Origin of the sequence: Sphingomonas sp. CL5.1, from assembly GCF_013344685.1 — a bacterium.
Classification (GTDB): Bacteria; Pseudomonadota; Alphaproteobacteria; order Sphingomonadales; family Sphingomonadaceae; genus Sphingomonas.
In genome coordinates this window covers 4419938-4441086 of record NZ_CP050137.1, presented here as the reverse complement: position 1 = coordinate 4441086, position 21149 = coordinate 4419938, and the positions used below count along the sequence as shown (strand labels likewise).

At 68.9% G+C, this 21149-nt stretch carries 17 protein-coding genes; 12 read left to right on the top strand and 5 right to left on the bottom strand.

All coding sequences use genetic code 11. From position 1 onward, the window contains the following. Positions 1–77: 77 nt before the first annotated feature. Positions 78–695, bottom strand: coding sequence for a glutathione S-transferase family protein (locus tag F9288_RS21220; protein WP_174838720.1), 618 nt, complete (start codon positions 693–695; stop codon positions 78–80). A gap of 120 nt (positions 696–815) precedes the next feature. Between F9288_RS21220 and F9288_RS21215 the strand changes: the two genes are divergently transcribed. The 6 genes from F9288_RS21215 (at position 816) to F9288_RS21190 (ending at position 7505) form a co-directional block, all read left to right on the top strand. Beyond that, positions 816–2426: a DUF6311 domain-containing protein gene (locus F9288_RS21215; RefSeq protein ID WP_174838719.1), complete on the top strand. Its 1611-nt coding sequence runs from the start codon at positions 816–818 to the stop codon at positions 2424–2426. Between the two features lie 33 nt (positions 2427–2459). After that, positions 2460–3551 carry an MBL fold metallo-hydrolase gene (locus tag F9288_RS21210; RefSeq protein WP_174838718.1) on the top strand — a complete coding sequence of 364 codons (1092 nt, stop codon included), beginning with the start codon at positions 2460–2462 and terminating at the stop codon, positions 3549–3551. Positions 3552–3623: 72 nt separating this feature from the next. Beyond that, positions 3624–4505 carry a dienelactone hydrolase family protein gene (locus tag F9288_RS21205; RefSeq protein ID WP_174838716.1) on the top strand — a complete coding sequence of 294 codons (882 nt, stop codon included), beginning with the start codon at positions 3624–3626 and terminating at the stop codon, positions 4503–4505. A gap of 49 nt (positions 4506–4554) precedes the next feature. After that, positions 4555–5181 carry a glutathione S-transferase family protein gene (locus tag F9288_RS21200; protein ID WP_174838714.1) on the top strand — a complete coding sequence of 209 codons (627 nt, stop codon included), beginning with the start codon at positions 4555–4557 and terminating at the stop codon, positions 5179–5181. Positions 5182–5358: 177 nt separating this feature from the next. Continuing rightward, on the top strand, positions 5359–6483 hold the full coding sequence (locus tag F9288_RS21195) for a DUF47 family protein (RefSeq protein ID WP_174839247.1): 1125 nt from the start codon (positions 5359–5361) through the stop codon (positions 6481–6483). A gap of 8 nt (positions 6484–6491) precedes the next feature. Beyond that, on the top strand, positions 6492–7505 hold the full coding sequence (locus F9288_RS21190; protein WP_174838713.1) for an inorganic phosphate transporter: 1014 nt from the start codon (positions 6492–6494) through the stop codon (positions 7503–7505). Positions 7506–7621: 116 nt separating this feature from the next. Here the strand turns inward: F9288_RS21190 and F9288_RS22335 are convergent, their stop codons facing one another. Both F9288_RS22335 and F9288_RS21180 read right to left on the bottom strand, forming a co-directional pair. Further along, positions 7622–10309: a TonB-dependent receptor gene (locus F9288_RS22335; protein ID WP_174838711.1), complete on the bottom strand. Its 2688-nt coding sequence runs from the start codon at positions 10307–10309 to the stop codon at positions 7622–7624. A 50-nt stretch (positions 10310–10359) separates the two neighbouring features. Then, positions 10360–11166: an EF-hand domain-containing protein gene (locus tag F9288_RS21180; protein WP_254620998.1), complete on the bottom strand. Its 807-nt coding sequence runs from the start codon at positions 11164–11166 to the stop codon at positions 10360–10362. A gap of 162 nt (positions 11167–11328) precedes the next feature. Here F9288_RS21180 and F9288_RS21175 point away from each other — a divergent pair, with 162 nt between their 5' ends. Genes F9288_RS21175 through F9288_RS21165 form a run of 3 tightly spaced genes read left to right on the top strand, consistent with a single transcriptional unit; the run spans position 11329 to position 14467 of the window. Further along, positions 11329–12363: a quinone-dependent dihydroorotate dehydrogenase gene (locus F9288_RS21175; RefSeq protein ID WP_174838709.1), complete on the top strand. Its 1035-nt coding sequence runs from the start codon at positions 11329–11331 to the stop codon at positions 12361–12363. Between the two features lie 13 nt (positions 12364–12376). Continuing rightward, entirely contained in the window at positions 12377–13081 is a 705-nt protein-coding gene (locus F9288_RS21170) for a DUF4163 domain-containing protein (protein WP_174838708.1), read from the top strand. A gap of 9 nt (positions 13082–13090) precedes the next feature. Then, complete coding sequence (locus F9288_RS21165) at positions 13091–14467, top strand: hypothetical protein (protein WP_174838706.1); 1377 nt, start codon at positions 13091–13093, stop codon at positions 14465–14467. 106 nt (positions 14468–14573) lie between these two features. On the opposite strand, the gene nusG is transcribed toward F9288_RS21165, so the two are convergent. Together nusG and secE are read right to left on the bottom strand one after the other, a co-directional pair. Further along, complete coding sequence (nusG, locus tag F9288_RS21160; RefSeq protein WP_174838704.1) at positions 14574–15110, bottom strand: transcription termination/antitermination protein NusG; 537 nt, start codon at positions 15108–15110, stop codon at positions 14574–14576. 19 nt (positions 15111–15129) lie between these two features. Then, positions 15130–15327 (bottom strand): preprotein translocase subunit SecE, encoded by a 198-nt coding sequence (gene secE / locus F9288_RS21155; RefSeq protein ID WP_174838703.1) that lies wholly within the window; start codon positions 15325–15327, stop codon positions 15130–15132. Positions 15328–15513: 186 nt separating this feature from the next. Between secE and F9288_RS21150 the strand changes: the two genes are divergently transcribed. The 3 genes from F9288_RS21150 (at position 15514) to F9288_RS21140 (ending at position 21067) form a co-directional block, all read left to right on the top strand. Beyond that, positions 15514–17103, top strand: a complete 1590-nt coding sequence (locus F9288_RS21150; RefSeq protein ID WP_174838700.1) for a sulfotransferase — start codon at positions 15514–15516, stop codon at positions 17101–17103. Then, the gene (locus F9288_RS21145; RefSeq protein WP_174838698.1) at positions 17100–18389 is read left to right on the top strand and encodes an NRAMP family divalent metal transporter; all 1290 of its coding nucleotides are present in this window, start codon (positions 17100–17102) and stop codon (positions 18387–18389) included. The genes F9288_RS21150 and F9288_RS21145 overlap by 4 nt, the downstream gene beginning before the upstream one ends. A gap of 251 nt (positions 18390–18640) precedes the next feature. Further along, entirely contained in the window at positions 18641–21067 is a 2427-nt protein-coding gene (locus tag F9288_RS21140) for a TonB-dependent receptor (RefSeq protein ID WP_254620997.1), read from the top strand. Positions 21068–21149 lie beyond the last annotated feature (82 nt).

The window sequence follows — 21149 nt, the reverse complement described above, 5'->3', positions numbered from 1 at the left end:
GGGCGGCCCTCCCTGAAGCCGCCATGCCTTATAGGTGTTACGCGCGTGTCACGCCGATGTGACGGTTTGAAGAAAGTTCAGCCGTCCATCGCGATATGGCCGGGCAATGCCGCGACGCGCGCCAGCCATGCCTCGACCGCCGGATAGTGCGACAGGTTCAACCCGCCCTCGCCGGCGACATGGGTATAGGCGTAGAGCGCGATGTCGGCGAGCGTGAAGCGCCCGGCCGCGAACCATTCCGCACGTTGGAGATGCTCGTCCATCAGCTTCAACGCCTCATGCCCGGCGGCTTCCTTCGCCGGAAGCGCCGCGCGCTGCGCCTCCGTGAGATGCGCTTCGCCGATCAGCGCGCGCCAGAAGCGCAGCGTCGCGACATTCGGCTCATGGTTATATTGTTCCCAGAACATCCAGCGCAGCATGTCCGCATGGTCGAAACGGTCGTGCGGGATCAGCGCGGAGCCATGGGCGAGATAGATGCACGCCGCCGCGCTCTCCGGCAGGTAATCGTCGCCGACCTGGAGCACCGGGATGCGCCCGTTGGCGTTGACCCGCGTCAGGAAGGCGGCGGTGCGCGTCTCCCCGCGCCTGATGTCATAGGCCCGCCGCTCGATCGGGATGCCGAGATGCGCCGCCGTCAGGCGGATCTTGTAGCAATTGCCCGAAACCGGGTCTTCATGGAGGATCAGCGCGCTCATGGACGAACGGTGATGCCGGCGGCGCACCTGCGCAAATGAAAACGGCGCGCGCGGTGAAAAGCGGCGCTTGTCGTTCTCCACTTCGCCCGATGTTAACCATCCTTGCCTAACGCCGAAGCCATGTCCGCGCTCGCCGCCCGTCTGCCGCTGATCCTGCTGCCGGTCGCGCTCTTCCTCGCGCTGTTCCATCCGGCGACGCTGGAGGTGGGCAATGTCGGCTGGCTGCTGCGCGGCAGCGACAATGGCGAGAATGCGCTCGGCACCCATGCCTATCTGCATGACCGCGACGCGGGCTGGAGCGCGCGCACCACCCTGCTCAACGCGCCCGAGGGCGTGCCGGTCCTGTTCACGGACTCCAATCCGCTGGTCACGCTGGCGGCCACGCCCCTCGCGCGCCTGCTGCCGGCCGATGCGCAACTGGTCGGGCCGTGGGTGCTGCTGTGCCTGTTCCTGCAAATATGGTTCGCATGGCTGCTGCTGCGCAGATATGCGCCCGATCCGCTCAGCCTGTGGTGCGGCGTTACGCTGCTCGCCGCGCCGCCGACGCTGCTGAACCGCTACATCCACACCAATCTGTTCGCGCACTGGCTGATCCTATGGGCCTTGTGGCTGTTCACCGACACGCGGCGCGGCCGCGCGCCGCTGCACTGGGCCGCGCTGCTCGTCGTGACGGCACTGGTGCACAGTTACCTTCTGGTGATGGTCGCGGCGATCTGGGGGAGCGCGGTGATGATGGCGCTCTGGCAAGGCGGGGCGGGGGAGCGCCCGCGGATCGTGGTCGCCGCCGTCGCGACGCTGGGCGCGGTGGTATTGGTCGAACGGTGGCTCGGTGCGGGCGGCCGTTTCGCGGTCACCGGCACCTATGGCTATTTCGCGATGCCGCTCGATGCGCTGTGGAACCCGGCCAATCCGGGTTACGGCACGCTGCTTCCCGCCATCCCGCAACGCGAGGGGCGCGGGCTGGAAGGCTTCCAGTATCTCGGTCTCGGCATATTGCTGCTGGTGCCGGTGGCGCTCTACGCCGCGTCGCGAGGCGCGGGGGAAGACGGTGCCACGCTGCGCCGGCTGGCATGGCTCGCGCCGGCGTTCATCGTGCTGACACTGGTCGCGATCAGCAATTTCCCCGATTTCGCGGGAATGAAGGTCGCGCGATTCACGCTGCCGGGAGCCTTCGCGCCGCTGCTCGACATGGTGCGCGCGTCGGGGCGGCTGTTCTGGCCGGTCGCCTATACGCTGATCTTCGCGCTGCTCATTCTCGTCTTCCGCCTGCGTGGGCGGGCGGCGTTGCTGCTCGTCGCCGCGCTGGCGATCCAGATCGCGGACACGGCGGGGATCGCAGCGGCGGTGCGCTCGACCAGCGCGGAAGCGGGGCGGCACGTCACCTATGTCCGCACGACCGATCCGCGCTGGGACGCCGCGATCGCGGCGGCGCGCGACGTGACGTTCGTTCCCGCGAAGGCGGAGGCGGATCTCGCGCTGTATCAGGAGGTCGCGTGGCGCGCGGTCGATCGCGGGCGGCCGGTGCGTCTCGTCTATGCCGCGCGCAAGTCTCCCGCCACCGAAGCGCGGCTGGCGAAGGAAGTCGCCGATTTCAACGCCGGACGACTCGATCCGGACCGGCTCTACGTGCTGACCGGCGCCGCGAAAGCGCCTTCCGGTGCGCGGACCGTGGTGCTGGACGGCGTTACGCTCGTCGTCCCCCGGCGCATGGCGATCAACCCGATCGCTTGAGAAAAGCGCGCGTCGGTGGCACGAGCGTCGGCGATGGCAGCAAATCTCCAGCGCACCCTGATCGGCGACGAGGGCCTGACCCCGACCAGCCACGCCGGCCTGACCTTCCCTTTCGGCGAGCGCGGGCCGCAGCCGGGCGAGCTGCTCGCGCTCGCGGAGGGCATCCGCTGGTGGCGGGTGCCGATGTCCGGCCCGCTCAAGCACGTCAACGGCCTGATCCTCGACGATGGCGCGCACGAGGCGCTGGCGATCGACACCGGCACCGCCTCGCCGCGCTCGACCGAGGCGTGGAGCGCGATCCTCGACGGGCCGCTCGCCGGCACGCGGATCAGCCGCATCCTCGGCACGCACCTGCATCCCGATCATATCGGCCTCGCCGGCTGGCTCTCGCGCCGCTTCGACGATGCGCCCGTGTTGATGACGCGCACCGAATGGCTGATGGCGCGGATGCTCTCCGCCGATGCCCGGCCGGAGGTGCCGCGCGAGCAACTCGATTTCTGGCGCGGCGCCGGTTGGGACGAGGCGCAGATCGCGCGCGGCGCGGCGAGCGGCTGGTCGAACTTCGCCAAGATGATCTCGCGCCTCCCGATCACCTATACGCGCATCCAGGACGGCGAGGTGCTGCGGATCGGCGGCGGCGACTGGCATGTCGTCACGGGGCGCGGGCACAGCCCCGAACATGCCTGCCTCGTCAGCTACGATCGGCGCATCCTGATCGCGGGCGATCAGGTGCTGCCCCGGATCAGCTCGAACGTCTCGCTCCACGTCAGCCAGCATAACGAGGACCCGCTCGGCGACTGGCTCGAATCGATCGCGAAGTTCAAGCGGCTGCCGGAGGATTTGCTGGTGCTGCCGGGGCACGGCGACCCCTTCCACGGCCTCCACACCCGGCTCGACGCGCTCGATCGCGAGCATCGCGAGCGGCTCGATGCGCTGGTCGGGTTGATGGCGGCGGGACCGATCCGCGCGGTCGATTGCTTCACTACCCTGTTCCGCCGTCCGATCGGACCGGAGGTGATCGGCATGGCGACCGGCGAGGCGCTCGCGCACCTGCGCCGGCTGGAGGTGGAGGGCCGCGCGGTGCGCGAGGCGCGCGACGGCGTGTGGTGGTTCCACCGCGCCTGACGCGCGGCTTCCACTTCCGCGGCCAGCGACTATGATCCGCAGCGCGCCGGGGGGCGAATCGGAGACCAGGACATGACCGATCCGTCGCTGCGCGAATCCGCCGTCCGGCTGTATGACGACTTCACCCATGAGCATCGCGACCGGCGCACCTTGCTGCGCGAGATGACCGCGCTCGCCGGCTCGGCCGCCGCCGCCGAGGCGCTGATCGCGGCGATCGGCGCATCGCCGGCCGCCGCCGCGATCACCGCGCCGGACGACAGGCGGTTGCTGACGCAGACGGTCCGCGCCACCGCCGCCGGCAAGTCCTCTATCGCCTATCTCGCGCGGCCAAAGGCGGGTGGACGCAAGCTCGGCACGGTGATGGTGATCCATGAGAATCGCGGGCTGAACGATCATATCCGCGATGTCGCCCGGCGCATCGCGCTGGCCGGCTTCCGCGCCGTTGCGCCCGATTTCCTCGCGCCGTGGGGCGGCACGCCCGCCGACGAGGACAAGGCGCGCGACATGATCGCCAAGGTCGATTACGATCTCGTCATCGCGCAGGGCCTCGCCATTCTCGCCGAGGCGAAGCGCGGGCCGGAGACGAGCGGCAAGGGCGGCGTGATCGGCTTCTGCTGGGGCGGCGCGCTGGTCAATCGCCTCGCGGTGGCCGGCGGCAAGGCGATCGACGCGGCAGTGGCCTATTACGGCCCCGCGCCGGCGCCGGCGGAAGCCGCGAAGGTCGAGGCGCCGATGCTGCTCCATTATGCCGGCAAGGACGCGCGCGTCGCCCAGACCGGCGAACCGTGGGTCGCCGCGCTCAAGGCGGCGGGGAAGAGGGTGGAGAGCTTCACCTATCCCGGCGTTGATCACGCCTTCAACAACGACACCTCTGTGGAACGCTACGACAAGGCGGCGGCGGACCTCGCCTGGGGGCGGTCGATCGCGTTCCTGCACAAATATCTTGACGCCTGACCGGGTAGATGTTCCTATTTTGTTCATATCGAATCGACAGGAGACGGTGATGAGCGACCTGGTTTTCTACACCAATCCGATGTCGCGCGGCCGCATCGTCCGCTGGATGCTGGAGGAGATCGGCGCGCCTTACGAAACGGTGCTGCTCGATTACGGCACGACGATGAAGGCGTCCGATTATCTCGCGATCAACCCGATGGGGAAGGTGCCCGCGATCGTCCACAAAGGGCGCGTCGTGACAGAAGGGGCGGCGATCATCGCCTATCTCGCGGAGGCTTTCCCGGAGGCCGGGCTGGCGCCGACCGCCGGCGAGCGCGCGGATTATTATCGCTGGATGTTCTTCGCCGCCGGGCCGGTCGAGGCGGCGACCACCGACCGCTCGTTCGGTGTCCAGCCGGATGCGCGGCAGCAGACGATGGCGGGCTATGGCACGCTCGATCGCGTCGTGGACGTGCTGGAACAGGCGGTGAGCGCGCATTCCTATATCGCCGGGGAGCGCTTCACGGCGGCGGACGTCTATGTCGGCAGCCATGTCGGCTGGGGAATGCAGTTCGGATCGCTGCCGAAGCGGGAGGCGTTCGAACGCTATGCGGAGCGCATCATGGGCCGTCCGGCGGCGGTGCGCGCGCGGGAGATCGACGACGCGCTGATCCCCCAGCAGGAACCGGCCGGCTGAACGCGGCGCGAGGTTGTCGCCTATCCGGCGCGGCCCGGCGCTCCGTCGACCGGGCGTGATCCGCGCGAGAACCGACGCGAGTGCGCGGCGCTCCCCGGCCTTGCCGTCGCGAAGCGGCGATGACATTTTTGTTGCACCCGGATAAGGGGCGGCAGAATCAGCCAGAAGAGACAGGTCATTCGTCAGATCGCCGCGCTTCCCTATCGCATCGACGGATCGTCGCGGGACAGCGAAGTCCAGGTATTGCTCGTCACCTCGCGTGGCACGGGGCGCTGGGTCGTGCCCAAGGGGAATATCGGCGCCGGCGCGACGCTCCATTCCGCCGCCGCGCAGGAGGCGGAGGAGGAGGCCGGCGTGTGCGGCGCGCTGTGCCCGGTGCCGCTTGGCGCCTATCGCTATCGCAAGCGGCGCAGCAGCGGCGCCTCGCTGATGGTCGACGTGGATGTCTTTCCGCTCGCGGTGACGCGCGAGCTGCCGAAGTGGAAGGAGCAGGCCGAGCGCGACCGGCGCTGGTTCTCGCTCGCCGATGCCGCCCATGCCGTTGACGAGCCGGACCTGCGCGAGCTGATCCGTTCCTTCGCCCCCGCGCAGTTTGAGATGGCGGTGCGACGGCGGCCTTCGCTGATTATTCAACAACCCATTTCCGGAGTCCGCTCGATGTTCGCCTGGTTCCAGCGATTGCTGCCCAAGACCGGCAATTTCTTCGAATTGTTCGAAGCCCATGCCGCGACGGTGCTGGCCGGCGCGGAAGCCACCGCCCGGCTGCTGGAGGGAGGGCCGGCGGCGCGCGAGCATATCACCGAGATCATCGAGCGCGAGCATGACGCCGACCAGATCACCCGCGAGGTGCTGACGACGGTGCGCACCACCTTCCTCACCCCGTTCGATCGCGGCGCGATCACCGCGCTGGTCGGCGCGCTGGACGATACGATCGACGAGATGCAGGCGGCGGCGAACGCGATCGACCTGTATCAGGTGACGGAATTCGCGCCCGAGATGCGCGACATGGCGGGGATCGTGCTGGACGCGGCGCGGCTGGCGGCGGAGGCGATGCCGCTGCTGCGCGACGTAAGCCGCAACGGCGCGCGGCTGCACGAGCTGACCGAGCGGCTGGTGCGGATCGAGGGCCATGCCGACGATATCCACGCCGCCGGGCTGAAGCGCTCGCTGGAAGCCTATGGCAGGACCGACACGCTGCGCTTCGTGGTGGAGCGCGAACTCTACAAGCATCTGGAGCGGATCGTCGATGCGTTCGAGGATGTCGCCGACGAGATCGACGGCATCGTGATCGACCACGCCTGATCGCCACGATGCACGACCTCGCCTTTCCGCTGCTCGTCGGGCTGATCCTGGTCGCGCTGGCGTTCGACTATCTCAACGGCCTGCATGACGCGGCCAATTCGATCGCCACCGTCGTCGCGACGCGGCTGCTCTCCCCGGTGAAGGCGGTGGCGTTCGCCGCCTTCTTCAACTTCGCCGCCTATTTCCTGACGATCGCCTTCCCCAGCCTCCACGCGGTCGCCGAGACGATCGGCAAGGGGCTGGTCGACAAGGATATCGTCACGCCGGCGGTGATCTTCGGCGCGCTCGGCGGGGCGATGTCGTGGAACGTCATCACCTGGCTGCGCGGCATCCCCTCGTCATCGAGCCACGCGCTGGTCGGCGGGCTGATCGGCGCGGGGGTGGCGCATGGCGGCATCGCCGTGGTGAAATGGGCGGGACTGAACAAGACCCTGCTCGCGATCGTGCTCTCGCCGCTGCTCGGCATGATGCTGGCGATGCTGGTGATGCTGGTCAGCAGCTGGGCGCTGCACCGCGCGACGACCTTCCAGGCGGAACGCTCGTTCCGCGCGCTGCACCTCGTCTCCTCGGCGACCTATTCGCTCAGCCACGGCCTCAACGACGCGCAGAAGACGATGGGGATCATCACCGTCCTGCTCTATTCCACCGGCTATCTCACCGGCCCGTTCGCGGTGCCGCACTGGGTGGCGGTGAGCTGCTATATCGCGATCGCGCTCGGCACGGTGACGGGCGGGTGGAAGATCATCGAGACGATGGGCTCGCGCATCACCAAGCTGTCGCAGCATCAGGGCTTCAGCGCGTCGCTCGCCGGATCGATCGTGCTGTTCACCGCCTCCGCGCTCGGCATCCCCGTCTCGACCACGCACACGATCACCGGCGCGATCGTCGGCGCGGGAACGGCGCGGCGCGCCTCCTCGGTGCGCTGGGGCGTGGCGAGCAACGTGGTGGTGGCGTGGATCATCACCATCCCCGCCTCGGCCGCGATCGGCGCGGCCTTCTATCTGGCGACGCGGTTGTTCTGACGCGGGTGCGCCGTCCCGGTGGGGGCGGGGATCTCATGCTCATGTGGCGCGCCTCGTGGCCCGAAACCCCGGCTTCCACCGGGGTGACGGGATCGGGCGGATGACGCCCGCTCCCGTCAGAACATCTTGCGCAGCGACAGGCTGATCGTCCGCCCGAGCGGATCGAGATAGCCCGGCTGATAGGCGAGCGGCGTCGCGCCGGTCGCGTCGGTCACGCGCTGGCGGCTGTTGAAGATATTGTCGACGCCCAGCGACAGCCGCAGCCCGCGCGCCCATTTCTCGTGCGGCACGCGATTCTGGATGTTCGCGAACAGCCGCAGGTTGAAGGTGGTGAGCGAGGAGAAGTGCAGGTCGCCGACCGCCGGGGTGGCTGAGGTCCTTGTCGTCGCCGCGCCGCGCCAGCTTCCGCTCAGCCGTAGCCCGACGCCGTTGTCGACCACGCCGGCGTTGAACGAGATCTGGTGACGCGGCTGGGTGATCGCGCCGATCGTGTCGCCCGCGAGCAGGTCGAGCGGCTGCGTGCCGTCGCGCAAGACCAACGTGTCGCGGATCGACCAGGTGTGCCAGATCGAGAGCTGGAGCCGCGCCTCGTTGCCGCCGCCGCCACGGAACCCGCCGCGAAAGCCGCCACGGCCACCGAAGCCGCCGCCGTGGCCATTGGCATGGTCGAAGCCGCCGGGACCGCCCGGTCCGCCGAAGCCTTCCGGCGGCGGTCCACCGGGCGCCGGTCCACCGGGCGGTGGTCCGCCCGGTGGCGGCCCCATGTCGTCGGGCGGCGGCGGTGGCGGATTGTCCATTCCGTCGTCACGGCGCTGGCCGTTGACCACGACATCGCCCGGCGCGCCGGGAGCACCGTTACGGAACCGCGGCGGCGGACCACCCTCCGCGTCCGGCTGGCCGGGGCCGCGCCCGGCCTCGCCCGCCGCGCGCTGGCGCTCGCGCCATGCCGCCCAGCCGCCCGGCGGCGGCGCCGGGCGCGTTGCGGCGCGCAGCACCTTGGAAAAGACGATGCCCCAGCGGAACTGCTCCTTCTCCTCGCGCGCGAAATTGAGCGGCCGCGCGTCGATGCTGTCGAGATCGCCGGTCTCCGGATCGCGGATGAAGCGATCGGGGAAGGCGTTCTGCGCCACCAGGCTCGCGCCGGAGAGGCTGCCGATCGGGTTGTTCACCCGGCTGCTGAGGTAATTGGCGTTGATCGTCAGGTCGAGCTTCGACGCGGGCTTCAGGGAGAAGCCGAGCTTGAAGACATGCCGGTCGTCGGCCTTCAGGTCCGGGTTGCCGCCGGTGATCTGCGACACCTGCACCGTCTGCCCGTTGGTGAAATCGAAGATGCGCACGTTCGGCACGACGAGCAACGGCCCGCGAAGCTGTTGCAGCGTCGGCGCGACGCGATCCTCGTTTACCGAGGCGATCACGGTGATCCCGGTGCGCGGCGTCCAGTTCAGCCCGTAGCCGAACGTGCCGAGCGTGCCGTAATCGGAAAGCTGGTTGACCTCGCCGTTGACGTTGGCGGTGAGCGTGCCGATCGCGCTGCCGAAGCCGGTCTTGCTGCTGGTGATCGGCACGTCGAAGCTGAGCTGGGCGTTGCCGGTCGAGCGCGTGACGGCGTTCGACATGGTGGTGCCCCCGCCGAGCCGGTCGGTGGTGGAGCTGAGCTGGCTGGCGTTGCCGCCGAACTGGAGCGACGTGCGGACCTTGCCGCCGGGCAGCGAGAACAGCGGGCCGGAGACGAGCACTGACGCGCCCGCCGTGTTGCCGATCGCCGTGATGTGCTGGTCGCGGATCGCCGCGCTCTGGAAACGATCGGTGTCGCCGCGCGTGTCGCTGTGGTCGTAGGTGCCGGTGAACGACAGCTTCCAGCTCGTCGACAGGTCGTAGTTCAGCGTCACGCCGCCATGCGCGGTGAAGGCGTCGCTGTCCTGCCGCAGCGCGGCGATCTCGTCCGGGTCGAGCGCGCCGGAAAGCGGCGCGGCGCCCGCCAGCCCGCGGCTCGTCTGATAGCCGGCGGTCGCGTTCAGCGAGGCGGAGAGCTTGGGCGAGATCTGATAGGCATAGCTGCCGTTGACCGAATAATTGCGCGTCGACGGGTTGAGCGTGCGATAGTCCGGGTCGCTCGCGAGGGCGTTGGCGGGATCGCCCGCCGCCGGATCGGCGACGATGCCGCGCTGGCTTTCGAGCAGCGCCGCGCTGGCCTTGGCGCGCGCGACGACGTTCAGCCGCTCGTTGTCGTGGATGCGGGTGATGCCGAAATCGCCGTTGGCGTTGCCGCCGCCGCCATCGGTCGCCGCGCCCGCGCCCGCGCCCGCGACATGCGCGCGGAAACGGCGGCGCAGGATGATGTTCACCACCTTCTGCGTCGCGCTATAGCCGTATTTGAGCGCGACCTCCTCCGGCAGGATATCGAGCCGCGCGATCGATTCGGTCGGCAGGTCGCCCACCTCGTTGATGCCGGAGATGCGCTTGCCGTTGACCAGCACCACCGGGCCGCTGCTGCCGCGCCCCTGGATGCTGGAGGTCTGGTCGGAGATCTGGTCGAGCAGGTCGCTGACCGAATCGACGCCATAGGCCGCGATGTCGGCGGGCGTCAGGCGGTTCTCCGGCGGGATGTCGCCGATCACCGAGCCGGGCAGCGCCTGCCCGGTGACGACGACATCGTCCTGATCGGTCACGTCGGTTTCGGCGGGGGCGACGGCCGGCTGCTTCGCTTCCTGCGCGCTCGCGGCGGGCGCCAGCGCGATCGCCCCGAGGGCGAGGGCGAGCGACGAATGGAGCGCATGGCGCAAGGCGGAAGATGAAGTGAACATGATTTCCCGGTGATGACGAAGGCAAGATGAATGGAGGCTGGTCGCGCCGTTCAGCCTTGCGGCGGTTCGCGATCCTCGTCCCCGCCACCCTGCGGCGGGGGACGGTGGAACGGACGCGCGCCGCCGAAGCCGCCACGCGGCCCGCCGTATCCGCCGCGCGCGCGCGTGTCGATGGCGGGCAATTCGCCCGGCGTGATGAAGCCGTCGCCGTTCCTGTCGAGCAGCATGAAGCGCTGGTCGGCCGCCTGCTGGAACTCGTTCGCGTCGACGCCGCGATTGAAATTGGCGTCCGCCGCCGTCACCGGCTCGGGGAGCGCGATATAGCTCCAGTGCGCCGCGCCCTGCGGCTGCTCGCGCGCGGGCCGTGGCGCCGCGCCGGAGGGCTGCTCGCCGCCGCCACCACCGCCGCCGAAGCCGCCCCCGTGCCGGCCACCCCCGCCCCGCCCGCCATGGCCACCGCCGCCGCGCCCGCCGGACCAGCCCGCCCCGCGTCCGCCGCCTCCCGCGTCGCGCACGCGGATTTCCGGGGCGATGCGGTTCTCGTAGATATCGATCTCGTCGGGATCGATCTCGCCGTCGTTGTTGCGATCGAGCAGATGGAAGAAGCGCATCGCATCGGCGCGGAACTCGGCGCGGTCGATGCGGCCGTCGTGGTTGGTGTCGGCGCCGGCGAACCACGCCTTTTCGGGATGCTCGACGCGGAACGGCTCGCCCATCGGGCTGATGAACAGATAATGCGGCTCGCCGTCGCCGGCCGGCCGTTGGCCGTGCGGGCCGCCATGATGCGGCGGCGGCGGGTGATCGGTTGCACAGGCGCCGAGCAGCAGCGTCGCGGCAAGGATATGGGATCGGATCACGCGGCACCCCTGGTTGCGGATATGGATGCGCGTTTCACGGACGATCGTCTCGAAGGTATTACAGAGTTGTAATGATTGTCGTGGCCGCGCAACGTGCGGCCTTGCGCCGATACGGGCGAGCGCGGATAGCGGCGGGCGGAAACCCCTGTCGCCGGAGCGCATGTGCCGACCGCCTATGACCTGATCCGCCCCGCGATCTTCCGCCTCGATCCCGAGCGTGCGCACCGGCTGACGATCGCCGCGCTGCGCCTGATGCCGCGCCGCGCCGCGCCGATGGCGGACCCGGCGCTGGCGGTGGAGGTGGCGGGGCTGCGCTTCCCCAATCCGGTCGGCATGGCGGCGGGGTTCGACAAGGACGCGGAAGTGGCGGACGCGCTGCTCGCGCTCGGCTTCGGCTTCGCGGAGGTGGGGACGATCACGCCGCTGCCGCAGCCCGGCAACCCGCGCCCGCGCCTGTTTCGGCTGACCGAGGACCGCGCCGTCATCAACCGCTTCGGCTTCAACAGCGAGGGCGGGGCGGCGGCGGCGAAGCGGCTGGTGGCGCGCGCCGGGCGGCCGGGGATCGTCGGCGTCAATCTTGGCGCGAACAAGGATTCCGCCGACCGCATCGCCGATTACGTCACGATGGCGCGGCTGATGGCGCCTTACGCCAGCTACCTTACCCTCAACATCTCCAGTCCGAACACGCCGGGGCTGCGCGCGTTGCAGGATGTCGGCGCGCTGCACGAACTGCTCGATCGCGTCCTGGCGGAGGTGGCGGGCGCGGTGCCGGTGTTCCTGAAGGTCGCGCCCGATCTCCAGCCCGCCGACGTGGACGCGATCGCGCGCGCGGCGCTCGACCGGCGGCTCGGCGCGCTGATGGTGAGCAACACGACGATCACCCGGCCGCCGCTGCGCTCGGTTCATGCGGGCGAGGTGGGAGGCCTGTCCGGCGAGCCGCTGCGCGCGATGGCGCTGGAGCGGCTGCGCGACTTCCGCGCGGCGACCGGCGGCGCGCTCCCACTGGTCGCGATCGGCGGCATCGCCACCGCCGACCATGCGTGGGACAGCATCCGCGCCGGTGCGAGTCTCGTCCAGCTTTACAGCGCGATGGTATATGAAGGGCCGGGCATCGCCCGCCGCGTCGCGCGCGGGCTGGCCGGGCGCGTGCGGCGCGAGGGATTGCGCTCGATCGCGGAGGCAGTGGGTCAGGGATAGCAGGAGGAAGGTGATGCGGATGATGATGGGCGCCACGCTCGCCGTGGCGCTGGCGGCGGGCGCGGCGGCGCAGACCCGGGATTACAAGTTCACCTACAGCTATCCGGCCGAGGCGGGGCGCATCCCGGCGCTGCGCGCGTGGCTGGAGGCGGACAAGGCGAAGCTGCGCGCCTCCACCGCGCGCGACGCGGCGGCGGCGCGGGCCGAGGCGCGCAAGAGCGGCTTCCCCTATCGCCAATATGAGACGCAGAAGACGTGGAAGGTGGTGACGGACACGCCGCGCTTCCTGAGCCTGTCCGGTGACATCTACAGCTATACCGGCGGGGCGCATGGCTCGCCGGGATCGTTCGGGATGTTGTGGGACAAGGCCGCGCGGCGGCGGCTGGAGCCAAAGGCGGTGTTCGCCTCCCCGGCGGCGTTGCAGGCGGCGGTCGGCCCGGCGTTCTGCGCGCGGCTGGACGCGGAGCGGGCGCGGCGGCGCGGCGGCGAGCGGCCCTCCGGCGACGATTCGTTCAGCCAATGCCCGAAGATCGGCGAGCTTACCGTGCTGCTCGGCTCCTCGAACCGCGGCCGGATCGACCGCGTGGGGCTGATCGCCGATCCCTATGTCGCGGGGCCTTATGCCGAGGGCGCCTATGAGGTGACGCTGCCGGTGACGCCGGCATTGCTCCGCGCGGTGAAGCCGGCCTATCGCGCCGCCTTCGCGGTCGGGCGCTAGCCAGCACGGATGGCGCGCGATTCACGGCCGCCGGCTTTCCCCGCCGCCGCGCGGGCGCTGCTGCCGCTGCTGATCGGCTGCGCGGGATCGCTCGCCTATTGGCCCGGCCTCGTCACCTGGGATTCGCTGCGGCAGTACGATCAGGCGCTGAGCGGCGATTTCGACGACTGGCACCCGCCGGCGATGGAATGGGTGTGGCGGCAGTTGCTGCCGCTCGCCCATGGCCCGGCGCCGATGCTGCTGTTGCAGCTCGGGCTGTACGCGCTGGGCTTCGCGCTGCTGATCGTCGCGACGGCGCGGGCCGGGGCTGGCAGGCGCGCGCTCGCGATCGGCTGCGTCGCGCTGCTGCCGCTGTTGGTGGCGCTGATGGCGACGATCATCAAGGACAGCCTGATGGCCGGGGCGCTGATCGCGGCGGTCGGGCTGTGCGCGCTCGCCGACCAGTCGAGGAGAGGAAAGGAGGCGATGCGGGTGGCGGCGTTCGCGCTGCTGCTGTTCGCCTCCACCCTGCGCTTCAACGCGGTGTTCGCGACGCTGCCGCTGGCCTTGTGGACCTTGCCAGAGACGTGGCGGGTGCGGCCGGCGCGGATGGCGGCGGGCGGGGCGGTGATGCTCGCGCTGCTCGCGGCGGCGATGCCGCTCGCCAACCGCCTGACCGGCGCGAGGTCGAGTCATGTCGATTTGTCGCTGATCATCTTCGATCTCGGCGGGATCGGCTATTATTCGGGCAAGGAGCAGTTCCCCCCGGTGGGGGTGAAGGACGCCGTGGCGGTCAACCGGCATTGCTACACCCCGGCGAGGTGGGACAGCTATGCCTGGTGGGTAGACGAGCCGTGCCCGATTGGGTTCGAGCAGGTGCGCGACGCCTTCGCGCGCGATCATATCGAGCCGCACCTGTTCTGGCTCGGCGCGATCCTGCGCCATCCGGTCGCTTATGCTGCGCATCGGCTGGCGCATTGGAACGTCGAGACGCGGTTCCTCGCGGCGGATTCGGTCGATCGGCCGGTGCAGGTCGCCGCGCCGCCGAACGAATGGGGCTTTGCCGTCGCGTTAAACCCGGTCGTGCGCGCGGTCGACTGGCTGGCCTGCCGTAGCGGGGAGACGCCGCTCGGCTGGCCGTGCGTGTGGATCGCGGCGATGATCGGGTTGCTGTGGGCGGGCGCGAGCGGCTTCCCGGCGCGGGTGTTGGCGTGGTCGGCGCTGCTCTATGCGCTGGGCTACGCGCCGCTCGGCGTGGCGGCGGAGTTGCGCTATTATCTCTGGACGATGATCGCGGGCGCGCTGGCACTGGCGCTTGGCGTGGACGCGCGCACGAGATGGGCGCGGCTGGTCGGGCCGCCTGTGGTAGTGGCGGCGGTCGCGGTGGGGTTTCGGGTTATTTACTGAGGCCCGACGCGGCGAAGCCGCGTCGTCGGACGGGTTCGCTACGCGACCCGCCGGCCGGGCTTGGCGGTCTCGCGGACAGCCTTGCTATCCGCGTGCCGCCTGCGCCTTACTTGCTCCGCTCGACCTGCTCGAAATCGAGTTCCACCGGCGTCGCGCGGCCGAAGATCGAGACGGAGACCTTGACCTTCGACTTGTCGAAATCGAGTTCCTCGACCGTGCCGTTGAAGCTGGCGAAGGGGCCGTCGAGCACCTTGACGGAATCGCCGATCTCGTAATCGACCTTCACCTGATGCTTCGGCGCGGTGGCGGCTTCCTCCTTCGAGTTCAGCATCCGCGCGGCTTCGGCGTCGCTGATCGCCTGCGGCTTGCCGGAGGCGCCGAGGAAGCCGGTCACGCGCGGCGTGTTCTTGACGAGGTGATAGACGTCGTCGTTCATGGCGAGCTTGGCGAGCACGTAGCCCGGCATGAACTTGCGCTCGACCGACACCTTCTTGCCGCGACGCGCCTCCGTCACGGTTTCGGTCGGCACCTCGATCTGCTCGACGAGTTGCGAGAGGCCGAGCCGCTCCGCCTCGGTGATGATGGCGTCGCGGACCTTGCCCTCGAAACCGGAATAAGCGTGGATGATGTACCAGCGCGCCATGTGCGTGAAACCTTGTCCCTTATTTCGCGAGGCCGAGCAGCGTCTTCACGATCTGGTCGAAGACCGTGTCGATGCCGAGGAAGAACAGGGCGAGGACCGTCGTCATGACCACCACCATCAGCGCGGTCATCGCCGTCTGGCGCCGCGACGGCCAGACGACCTTGCGGGTCTCTGCCTGAACCTGACGGATGAATTCGATCGGGGACGTCTTCGCCACTGTACGCGCCTTCGCAAACGTGCCGAGCGAGGCATAGGTCCGCCACCGCTTCCCTGTCATCAGGGAAACGGTGAAGCCCGTCCTCGCTGTCGGATGGGTCGCGGAAATAGCGTCGCCGCCACGCGAAGGCAAGGGGCGCGTCAAGCCGCTTGCACCGGGAGGCGCTTGCCATCATCGTCGCGCGCGATGGCGACCGTCGCGGCCCACCCTTATCCGCCGATGCTGCTCGATGCCGCGCTCGCGCTGCACGACGGGCGGCTTCATGTCGCGGAGCCGTTGCTGAAGGAATATCTGAAACGCGATCCGTTTGACGCGCGCGCGATCCGCATGCTGGCGGAACTGGCCGGGCGGATCGGCCGCAACCGGGATGCGGAGAATCTGCTGCGCCGCGCGCTGGAACTGGCGCCGGCCTTCACCGCCGCGCGCGCCAACCTCGCGCTGGTGCTCTATCGCCAGAATCGCGCGCCGGAGGCGCTGGTCGAGCTGGACGAGCTGCTCGCGACCGAGCCGGATCATGTCGGCCACGCCAACCTGAAGGCCGCCGCGCTCGGCCGGCTCGGCGGGTTCGAGGAGGCGATTGCGCTCTACGAGCGCGTGCTCGCCGCCGCGCCGGGGCAGCCGAAGGTGTGGATGAGCTTCGGCCATATGCTCAAGACGGTCGGGCGCCAGGCGGACGGCATCGCCGCCTATCGCCGCGCGATCGCGCTCCAGCCGACGCTGGGCGAGGCGTGGTGGAGCCTCGCCAACCTCAAGACGGTGCGTTTCGCCGACGCCGATATCGCGGCGATGGAGCGCGCGCGCGCCGCCGCCGGACTGGGCGCGGACGATGCGCTGCACCTCGATTTCGCGCTGGGCAAGGCGCTGGAGGATCGCGGGCAGGCGGACGCCGCCTTCGCGCATTACGCCGCCGGCAATGACGCGCGGCGGGCGCAGCTCGGCTATGATCCGGGGCAGGTCACCCGCATGGTCGATGCGCTGACCGGGCTGGTTACGCCCGATTTCTTCGCCAGGCGCGCCGGCTGGGGCTGCCCGGCGGCGGACCCGATCTTCATCCTGGGGATGCCGCGCGCGGGATCGACGCTGATCGAGCAGATATTGTCGAGCCACAGCGAGGTGGAGGGGACGACGGAACTGCCCGACATGCCGGCGATGGCGCATCGCGTGGCGGACTATCCGCGCGGACTCGCCGCGCTGACGGCGGCGCAGGCGCGCGAGCTGGGCGAGGAATATCTCCGCCGCGCCTCGGTGCAGCGGCGCAGCGGGCGGCCGTTCTTCATCGACAAATTGCCGAACAACTGGCTGCATGTGCCACTGATCCGGCTGATCCTGCCCAATGCGCGGATCATCGACGCGCGGCGCGATCCGCGCGCCTGCTGCTTCTCCAATTTCAAGCAGCATTTCGCGCGCGGACAGGCGTTCAGCTACGGGCTGGAGGACATGGCGCTGTATTATCGCGACTATGTGCGGCTGATGGCGCATGTCGACGCGGCGCAGCCCGGCGCGGTGCGGCGCGTTATCCATGAGGAGCTGGTCGACTCGCCGGAAGCCGGCATCCGCGACCTGCTCGACCGGCTCGGCCTCGCGTTCGAGCCGGCCTGCCTGTCGTTCCATGAGACCGAGCGCGCGGTGCGCACCGCCAGCTCCGAACAGGTGCGCCAGCCGATCTTCCGTGGCGGCGACCGGGCATGGCGGCCGTTCGCGGCGCATCTCGGCCCGCTGGAGGCGGCGCTCGGCGACGTGATCGATCGCTATCCCGGTGCGCCGGCCTTCGCATGAGCGACGCGAGTAGCCCGGAGCGCGATTCGCCACGCTGGCGCCGCATCCTGCGCCATCCGCTTTCGCAGCTCGGCCCCGGCGTCATCACCGGGGTGGCGGACGACGATCCCAGCGGCATCGCCACCTATTCGCAGGCCGGGGCGCAATATGGCTTCGACATGCTGTGGACGATGCCGCTCGCCTATCCGCTGATGTCGGCGGTGCAGGTGATGTGCGGGCGGCTCGGCCGCGTCACCGGCAAGGGGCTGTCGGCCAATATCAAGGCGGCGTTCTCGCCCGGCCTGCTGCGCGCGCTGGTGCTGCTGCTGCTGATCGCCAACATGCTGAACATCGCGGCGGACGTGGCGGTGATGGGCGAGGCGGCGGAACTGGTGACCGGGATCAGCCAGCGCTGGATGACGCTGGCGTTCGTCGCCGCGACGCTCGGGCTGCAAGTGTTCGTGCCCTATCATCGCTATGTCAAGTTTCTGAAATGGTTGACCGTTTCGCTGCTCGCCTATGCCGGCGTGCTGTTCACCGTGCATGTGCCGTGGGGTGAGGTGCTGCGGCATACGGCATGGCCGCGTTTCCGGCTGGACGGCGATGCGGCGACGATGGTGGTCGGCGTGTTCGGCACCACGATCAGCCCGTATCTGTTCTTCTGGCAAGCCTCCGAGGAAGTGGAGGAATTGCGCGGCGCGCCGAGCCTGATCGACGCGCCTTCCGACGCCCCGGCCGAGCTTTCGCGCATCTCGTGGGATACGTGGAGCGGGATGGCCTATTCCGATCTCACCGCCTTCTTCATCATGCTGGCGACCGCCGTGACGCTCCATGCCGGCGGGGTGACGACCATCGAGACGGCGGCGCAGGCGGCGAGCGCGCTGCGCCCGATCGCGGGGGATTTCGCTTTCCTGCTGTTCGCACTCGGCATCCTCGGCGTCGGGATGATCGGGGTGCCGGTGCTCGCCGGATCGGCCGCCTATGCGATGGCGGAGGCGATGGAGTGGAACGGCGGGCTGGAGCGCAAGGCGAGCGACGCGCGCGGTTTCTATTCGGTGATCGCGGTGTGCGTGCTGGCCGCGCTGGTGATCCAGTTCTCGCCGATCAACCCGATGCGCGCGCTGTTCTGGAGCGCCGTTATCAACGGCGTCGTCGCGGTGCCGCTGATGATCGTGCTGCTGCTGCTCGTCTCGCGCGAAAGCGTGATGGGCGCGTTCGTCGCGCCGCGCATGATCCGCTGGCTCGGCTGGGGCGCGACGCTGCTGATGGGGGCGGCGGCGGTGGTGATGATCGCGGCGATGTTCTGAGCGGCTCACGGGTCGTTCCGGCAGCGTTGCAAATCTGTCACGGTCGGCGCGCATTGTTGCGTTGCGCAAAACACGCGATTGACCGGGGCGCGATGCCGCAACAATCTTGCAACAAAGCGTCATCCCAGGGGGGAAAGATGGCAAGTTTCAAGAACCGCATGCTGGTTTCACTTCTTGCGTCGGCGGCCTTGTCCGCGCCCGCGATGGCTCAGACGACGGATCAGCAGTCTTCCCGCGTGTCGAATGACGCGATGAGCGACATCATCGTCACCGCGCAGAAGCGCGACGAGAATATCCAGACGGTGCCGATCTCGATCCAGGCGCTGTCCACGCGGAAGCTCGACCAGCTCAATATCTCGAACTTCAACGAATATACCCAGCTCCTGCCGTCGGTCGCGTTCCAGACGTCGCAGCCGGGCGTGACGACCGTCTATATGCGCGGCGTCGCCTCGGGCGGGGACGGCAACCATTCCGGCTCGCTGCCCTCGGTCGGCAGCTATCTCGACGAGCAGCCGGTGACGACGATCGGCGGCACGCTGGACATCCACATCTACGACGTGGCGCGGATCGAGAGCCTGTCCGGCCCGCAGGGCACGCTTTATGGCGCGTCGAGCGAGGCGGGCACGATCCGCATCATCACCAACAAGCCCGACACCTCCGGCTTCCAGGGGCGCGTCGACGGCGAGCTGAACACCGTCCACAAGGGCGGCGTCGGCGGCAAGCTGGAGGGGATGATAAACACGCCCTTCTCCGACCGGGTCGCGCTGCGCGTGGTCGGCTTCTACCAGAAGGACGCGGGCTATATCGACAATGTCGCCGGCACGCGCACCTTCTGCGGCACGCCGACCTATGACGAGAAGGGCCATATCGACGGCTGCATCAAGGACGGGATCAGCGTCAACAACAATGCCTATGTGAAGAAGGATTACAACGACACCGAGACGTGGGGCGGCCGCGCCGCGCTCAAGGTCGATCTCGACAACAACTGGACCGTCACGCCGACCGTTCTCTATCAGGAACAGCGCAGCCACGGCAGCTACGGCTTCGATCCGCAGGTCGGCGATCTTCAGGTGCAGCATTTCTACCCCGAATACCGCCGCGACCGCTTCATCCAGGGCGCGCTGACGATCGAGGGCAAGCTCGGCAATTGGGACGTCACCTATGCCGGCGCCTATCTCGACCGGCGCGACACGCAGTCGAGCGACTATACCGATTACGCCGAAGCGTATGACCAGATGTACCAATCGGTCGGCGGGCTGGCGAACTACTTCAGTTATCAGGACGCCACCGGCAAGACGATCGATCCGCGCCAGCGCGTGATCGGCACCGATCATTTCAAGAAGACCAGCCAGGAAATCCGTGTCGCATCGCCGGCCACGGAGCGGTTCCGGCTGGTCGCCGGCGCCTTCTACCAGCGCCAGTCGAACCTGATCCATCAGGATTATCAGATTCCGGGCCTCGGGCCGCAGGTGTCGGTCAACGGTTGGCCCGGCACGCTGTGGCTCACCCAGCAGCATCGCGTCGACAAGGACTATGCGATGTTCGGCGAAGCGAGCTTCGATGTTCTGCCGACGCTGACCTTCACGGCCGGCGCGCGCGCGTTCATCTACGACAATTCGCTGGTCGGTTTCTTCGGCTTCGGGCGCAATCCCGGCGCGGACGAGAGCGGCATTCCTTATACGGCGACACCCTATAACGCCGCCGGCAGCTCGGGTTCGGGCGTCGCCGGCTGCTTCCTCACCAACGGCCAGACGCTGGGGCAGATGGTCAACGGCGGCTCCCCGCAGACCCCCGCGCCTTTCGCGCCGGTCACGGTGGCGGGCGCGCCATGCACCAATCTCGCCAATCTCTCCGGCGGACAGCTCATTCCCAAGCGCACGCAGGGGCAGGGCGTCACCTACAAGTTCAACCTGACGTGGAAGCCTAGCGATCAGCTGATGCTCTACGCCACCTGGTCGCGCGGTTTCCGGCCCGGCGGCATCAACCGGCGCGGCGACGTGCAGGATTATGCGCCCGACTATCTGACCAATTACGAGGTCGGATGGAAGACGACGCTGATGGGCGGCATGTTCCGCTTCAACGGCGCGGTCTATCAGCAGAACTGGGACACGTTCCAGTTCTCCTTCCTCGGTCCGAACAGCTTCACGATCATCCAGAACGGTCCGAACGCGCGCATCCGTGGCGTGGAGATGGACGCGACACTCAACACCGGGCCGCTCACGTTGACGGCGGCGGGCGCCTATAACGACGCCAAGACGCTGAACGCCCTGTGCACCACCGTGATATGCAGCGGCGATCCGCTCGACGTGCTCGCCCCGGCGGGCACCAGGCTGCCGATCACGCCGGAGTTCAAGATCAACGGCACGGCGCGCTACACCGTGCCGCTCGGCTCGGCGAAAGGCTATATCCAGGGGCTGGTGGCGCATCAAAGCTCGGCGTCGTCGGATCTTCGTCTCGCTCAGGCCGCCGAGCTTGGCCGATTGCGTGCCTATACCACCGCCAATCTCGCGGTGGGCGCGGAGCTGACCAATTACAATGTCGAGGTTTTCGTGCAGAATCTGTGGGATGAGCGCGGAGAAATCTCACGCTTCGAGGAATGCGGGTCGTGCGGCCAGCGGCCCTATATCGTGCCGATCCAGCCGCGGACGATCGGCATCCGCGCGGGCGCGAAGTTCTAGGGGAGGAGCCTGACGCGCCACGGCGCGTCAAGGTTCAGGGGAAGGGCGGGGCGGCGACGTTCCGCCCTTTTCCATTGGCGGA

Bases quoted from the DNA above. Each gene is read 5' to 3' on its own strand.
- F9288_RS21220 (WP_174838720.1), bottom strand. From the start codon at position 695: ATGAGCGCGCTGATCCTCCATGAAGACCCGGTTTCGGGCAATTGCTAC.
- F9288_RS21215 (WP_174838719.1), top strand. From the start codon at position 816: ATGTCCGCGCTCGCCGCCCGTCTGCCGCTGATCCTGCTGCCGGTCGCG.
- F9288_RS21210 (WP_174838718.1), top strand. From the start codon at position 2,460: ATGGCAGCAAATCTCCAGCGCACCCTGATCGGCGACGAGGGCCTGACC.
- F9288_RS21205 (WP_174838716.1), top strand. From the start codon at position 3,624: ATGACCGATCCGTCGCTGCGCGAATCCGCCGTCCGGCTGTATGACGAC.
- F9288_RS21200 (WP_174838714.1), top strand. From the start codon at position 4,555: ATGAGCGACCTGGTTTTCTACACCAATCCGATGTCGCGCGGCCGCATC.
- F9288_RS21190 (WP_174838713.1), top strand. From the start codon at position 6,492: ATGCACGACCTCGCCTTTCCGCTGCTCGTCGGGCTGATCCTGGTCGCG.
- F9288_RS22335 (WP_174838711.1), bottom strand. From the start codon at position 10,309: ATGTTCACTTCATCTTCCGCCTTGCGCCATGCGCTCCATTCGTCGCTC.
- F9288_RS21170 (WP_174838708.1), top strand. From the start codon at position 12,377: ATGCGGATGATGATGGGCGCCACGCTCGCCGTGGCGCTGGCGGCGGGC.
- F9288_RS21165 (WP_174838706.1), top strand. From the start codon at position 13,091: ATGGCGCGCGATTCACGGCCGCCGGCTTTCCCCGCCGCCGCGCGGGCG.
- nusG (WP_174838704.1), bottom strand. From the start codon at position 15,110: ATGGCGCGCTGGTACATCATCCACGCTTATTCCGGTTTCGAGGGCAAG.
- F9288_RS21150 (WP_174838700.1), top strand. From the start codon at position 15,514: ATGGCGACCGTCGCGGCCCACCCTTATCCGCCGATGCTGCTCGATGCC.
- F9288_RS21145 (WP_174838698.1), top strand. From the start codon at position 17,100: ATGAGCGACGCGAGTAGCCCGGAGCGCGATTCGCCACGCTGGCGCCGC.
- F9288_RS21140 (WP_254620997.1), top strand. From the start codon at position 18,641: ATGAGCGACATCATCGTCACCGCGCAGAAGCGCGACGAGAATATCCAG.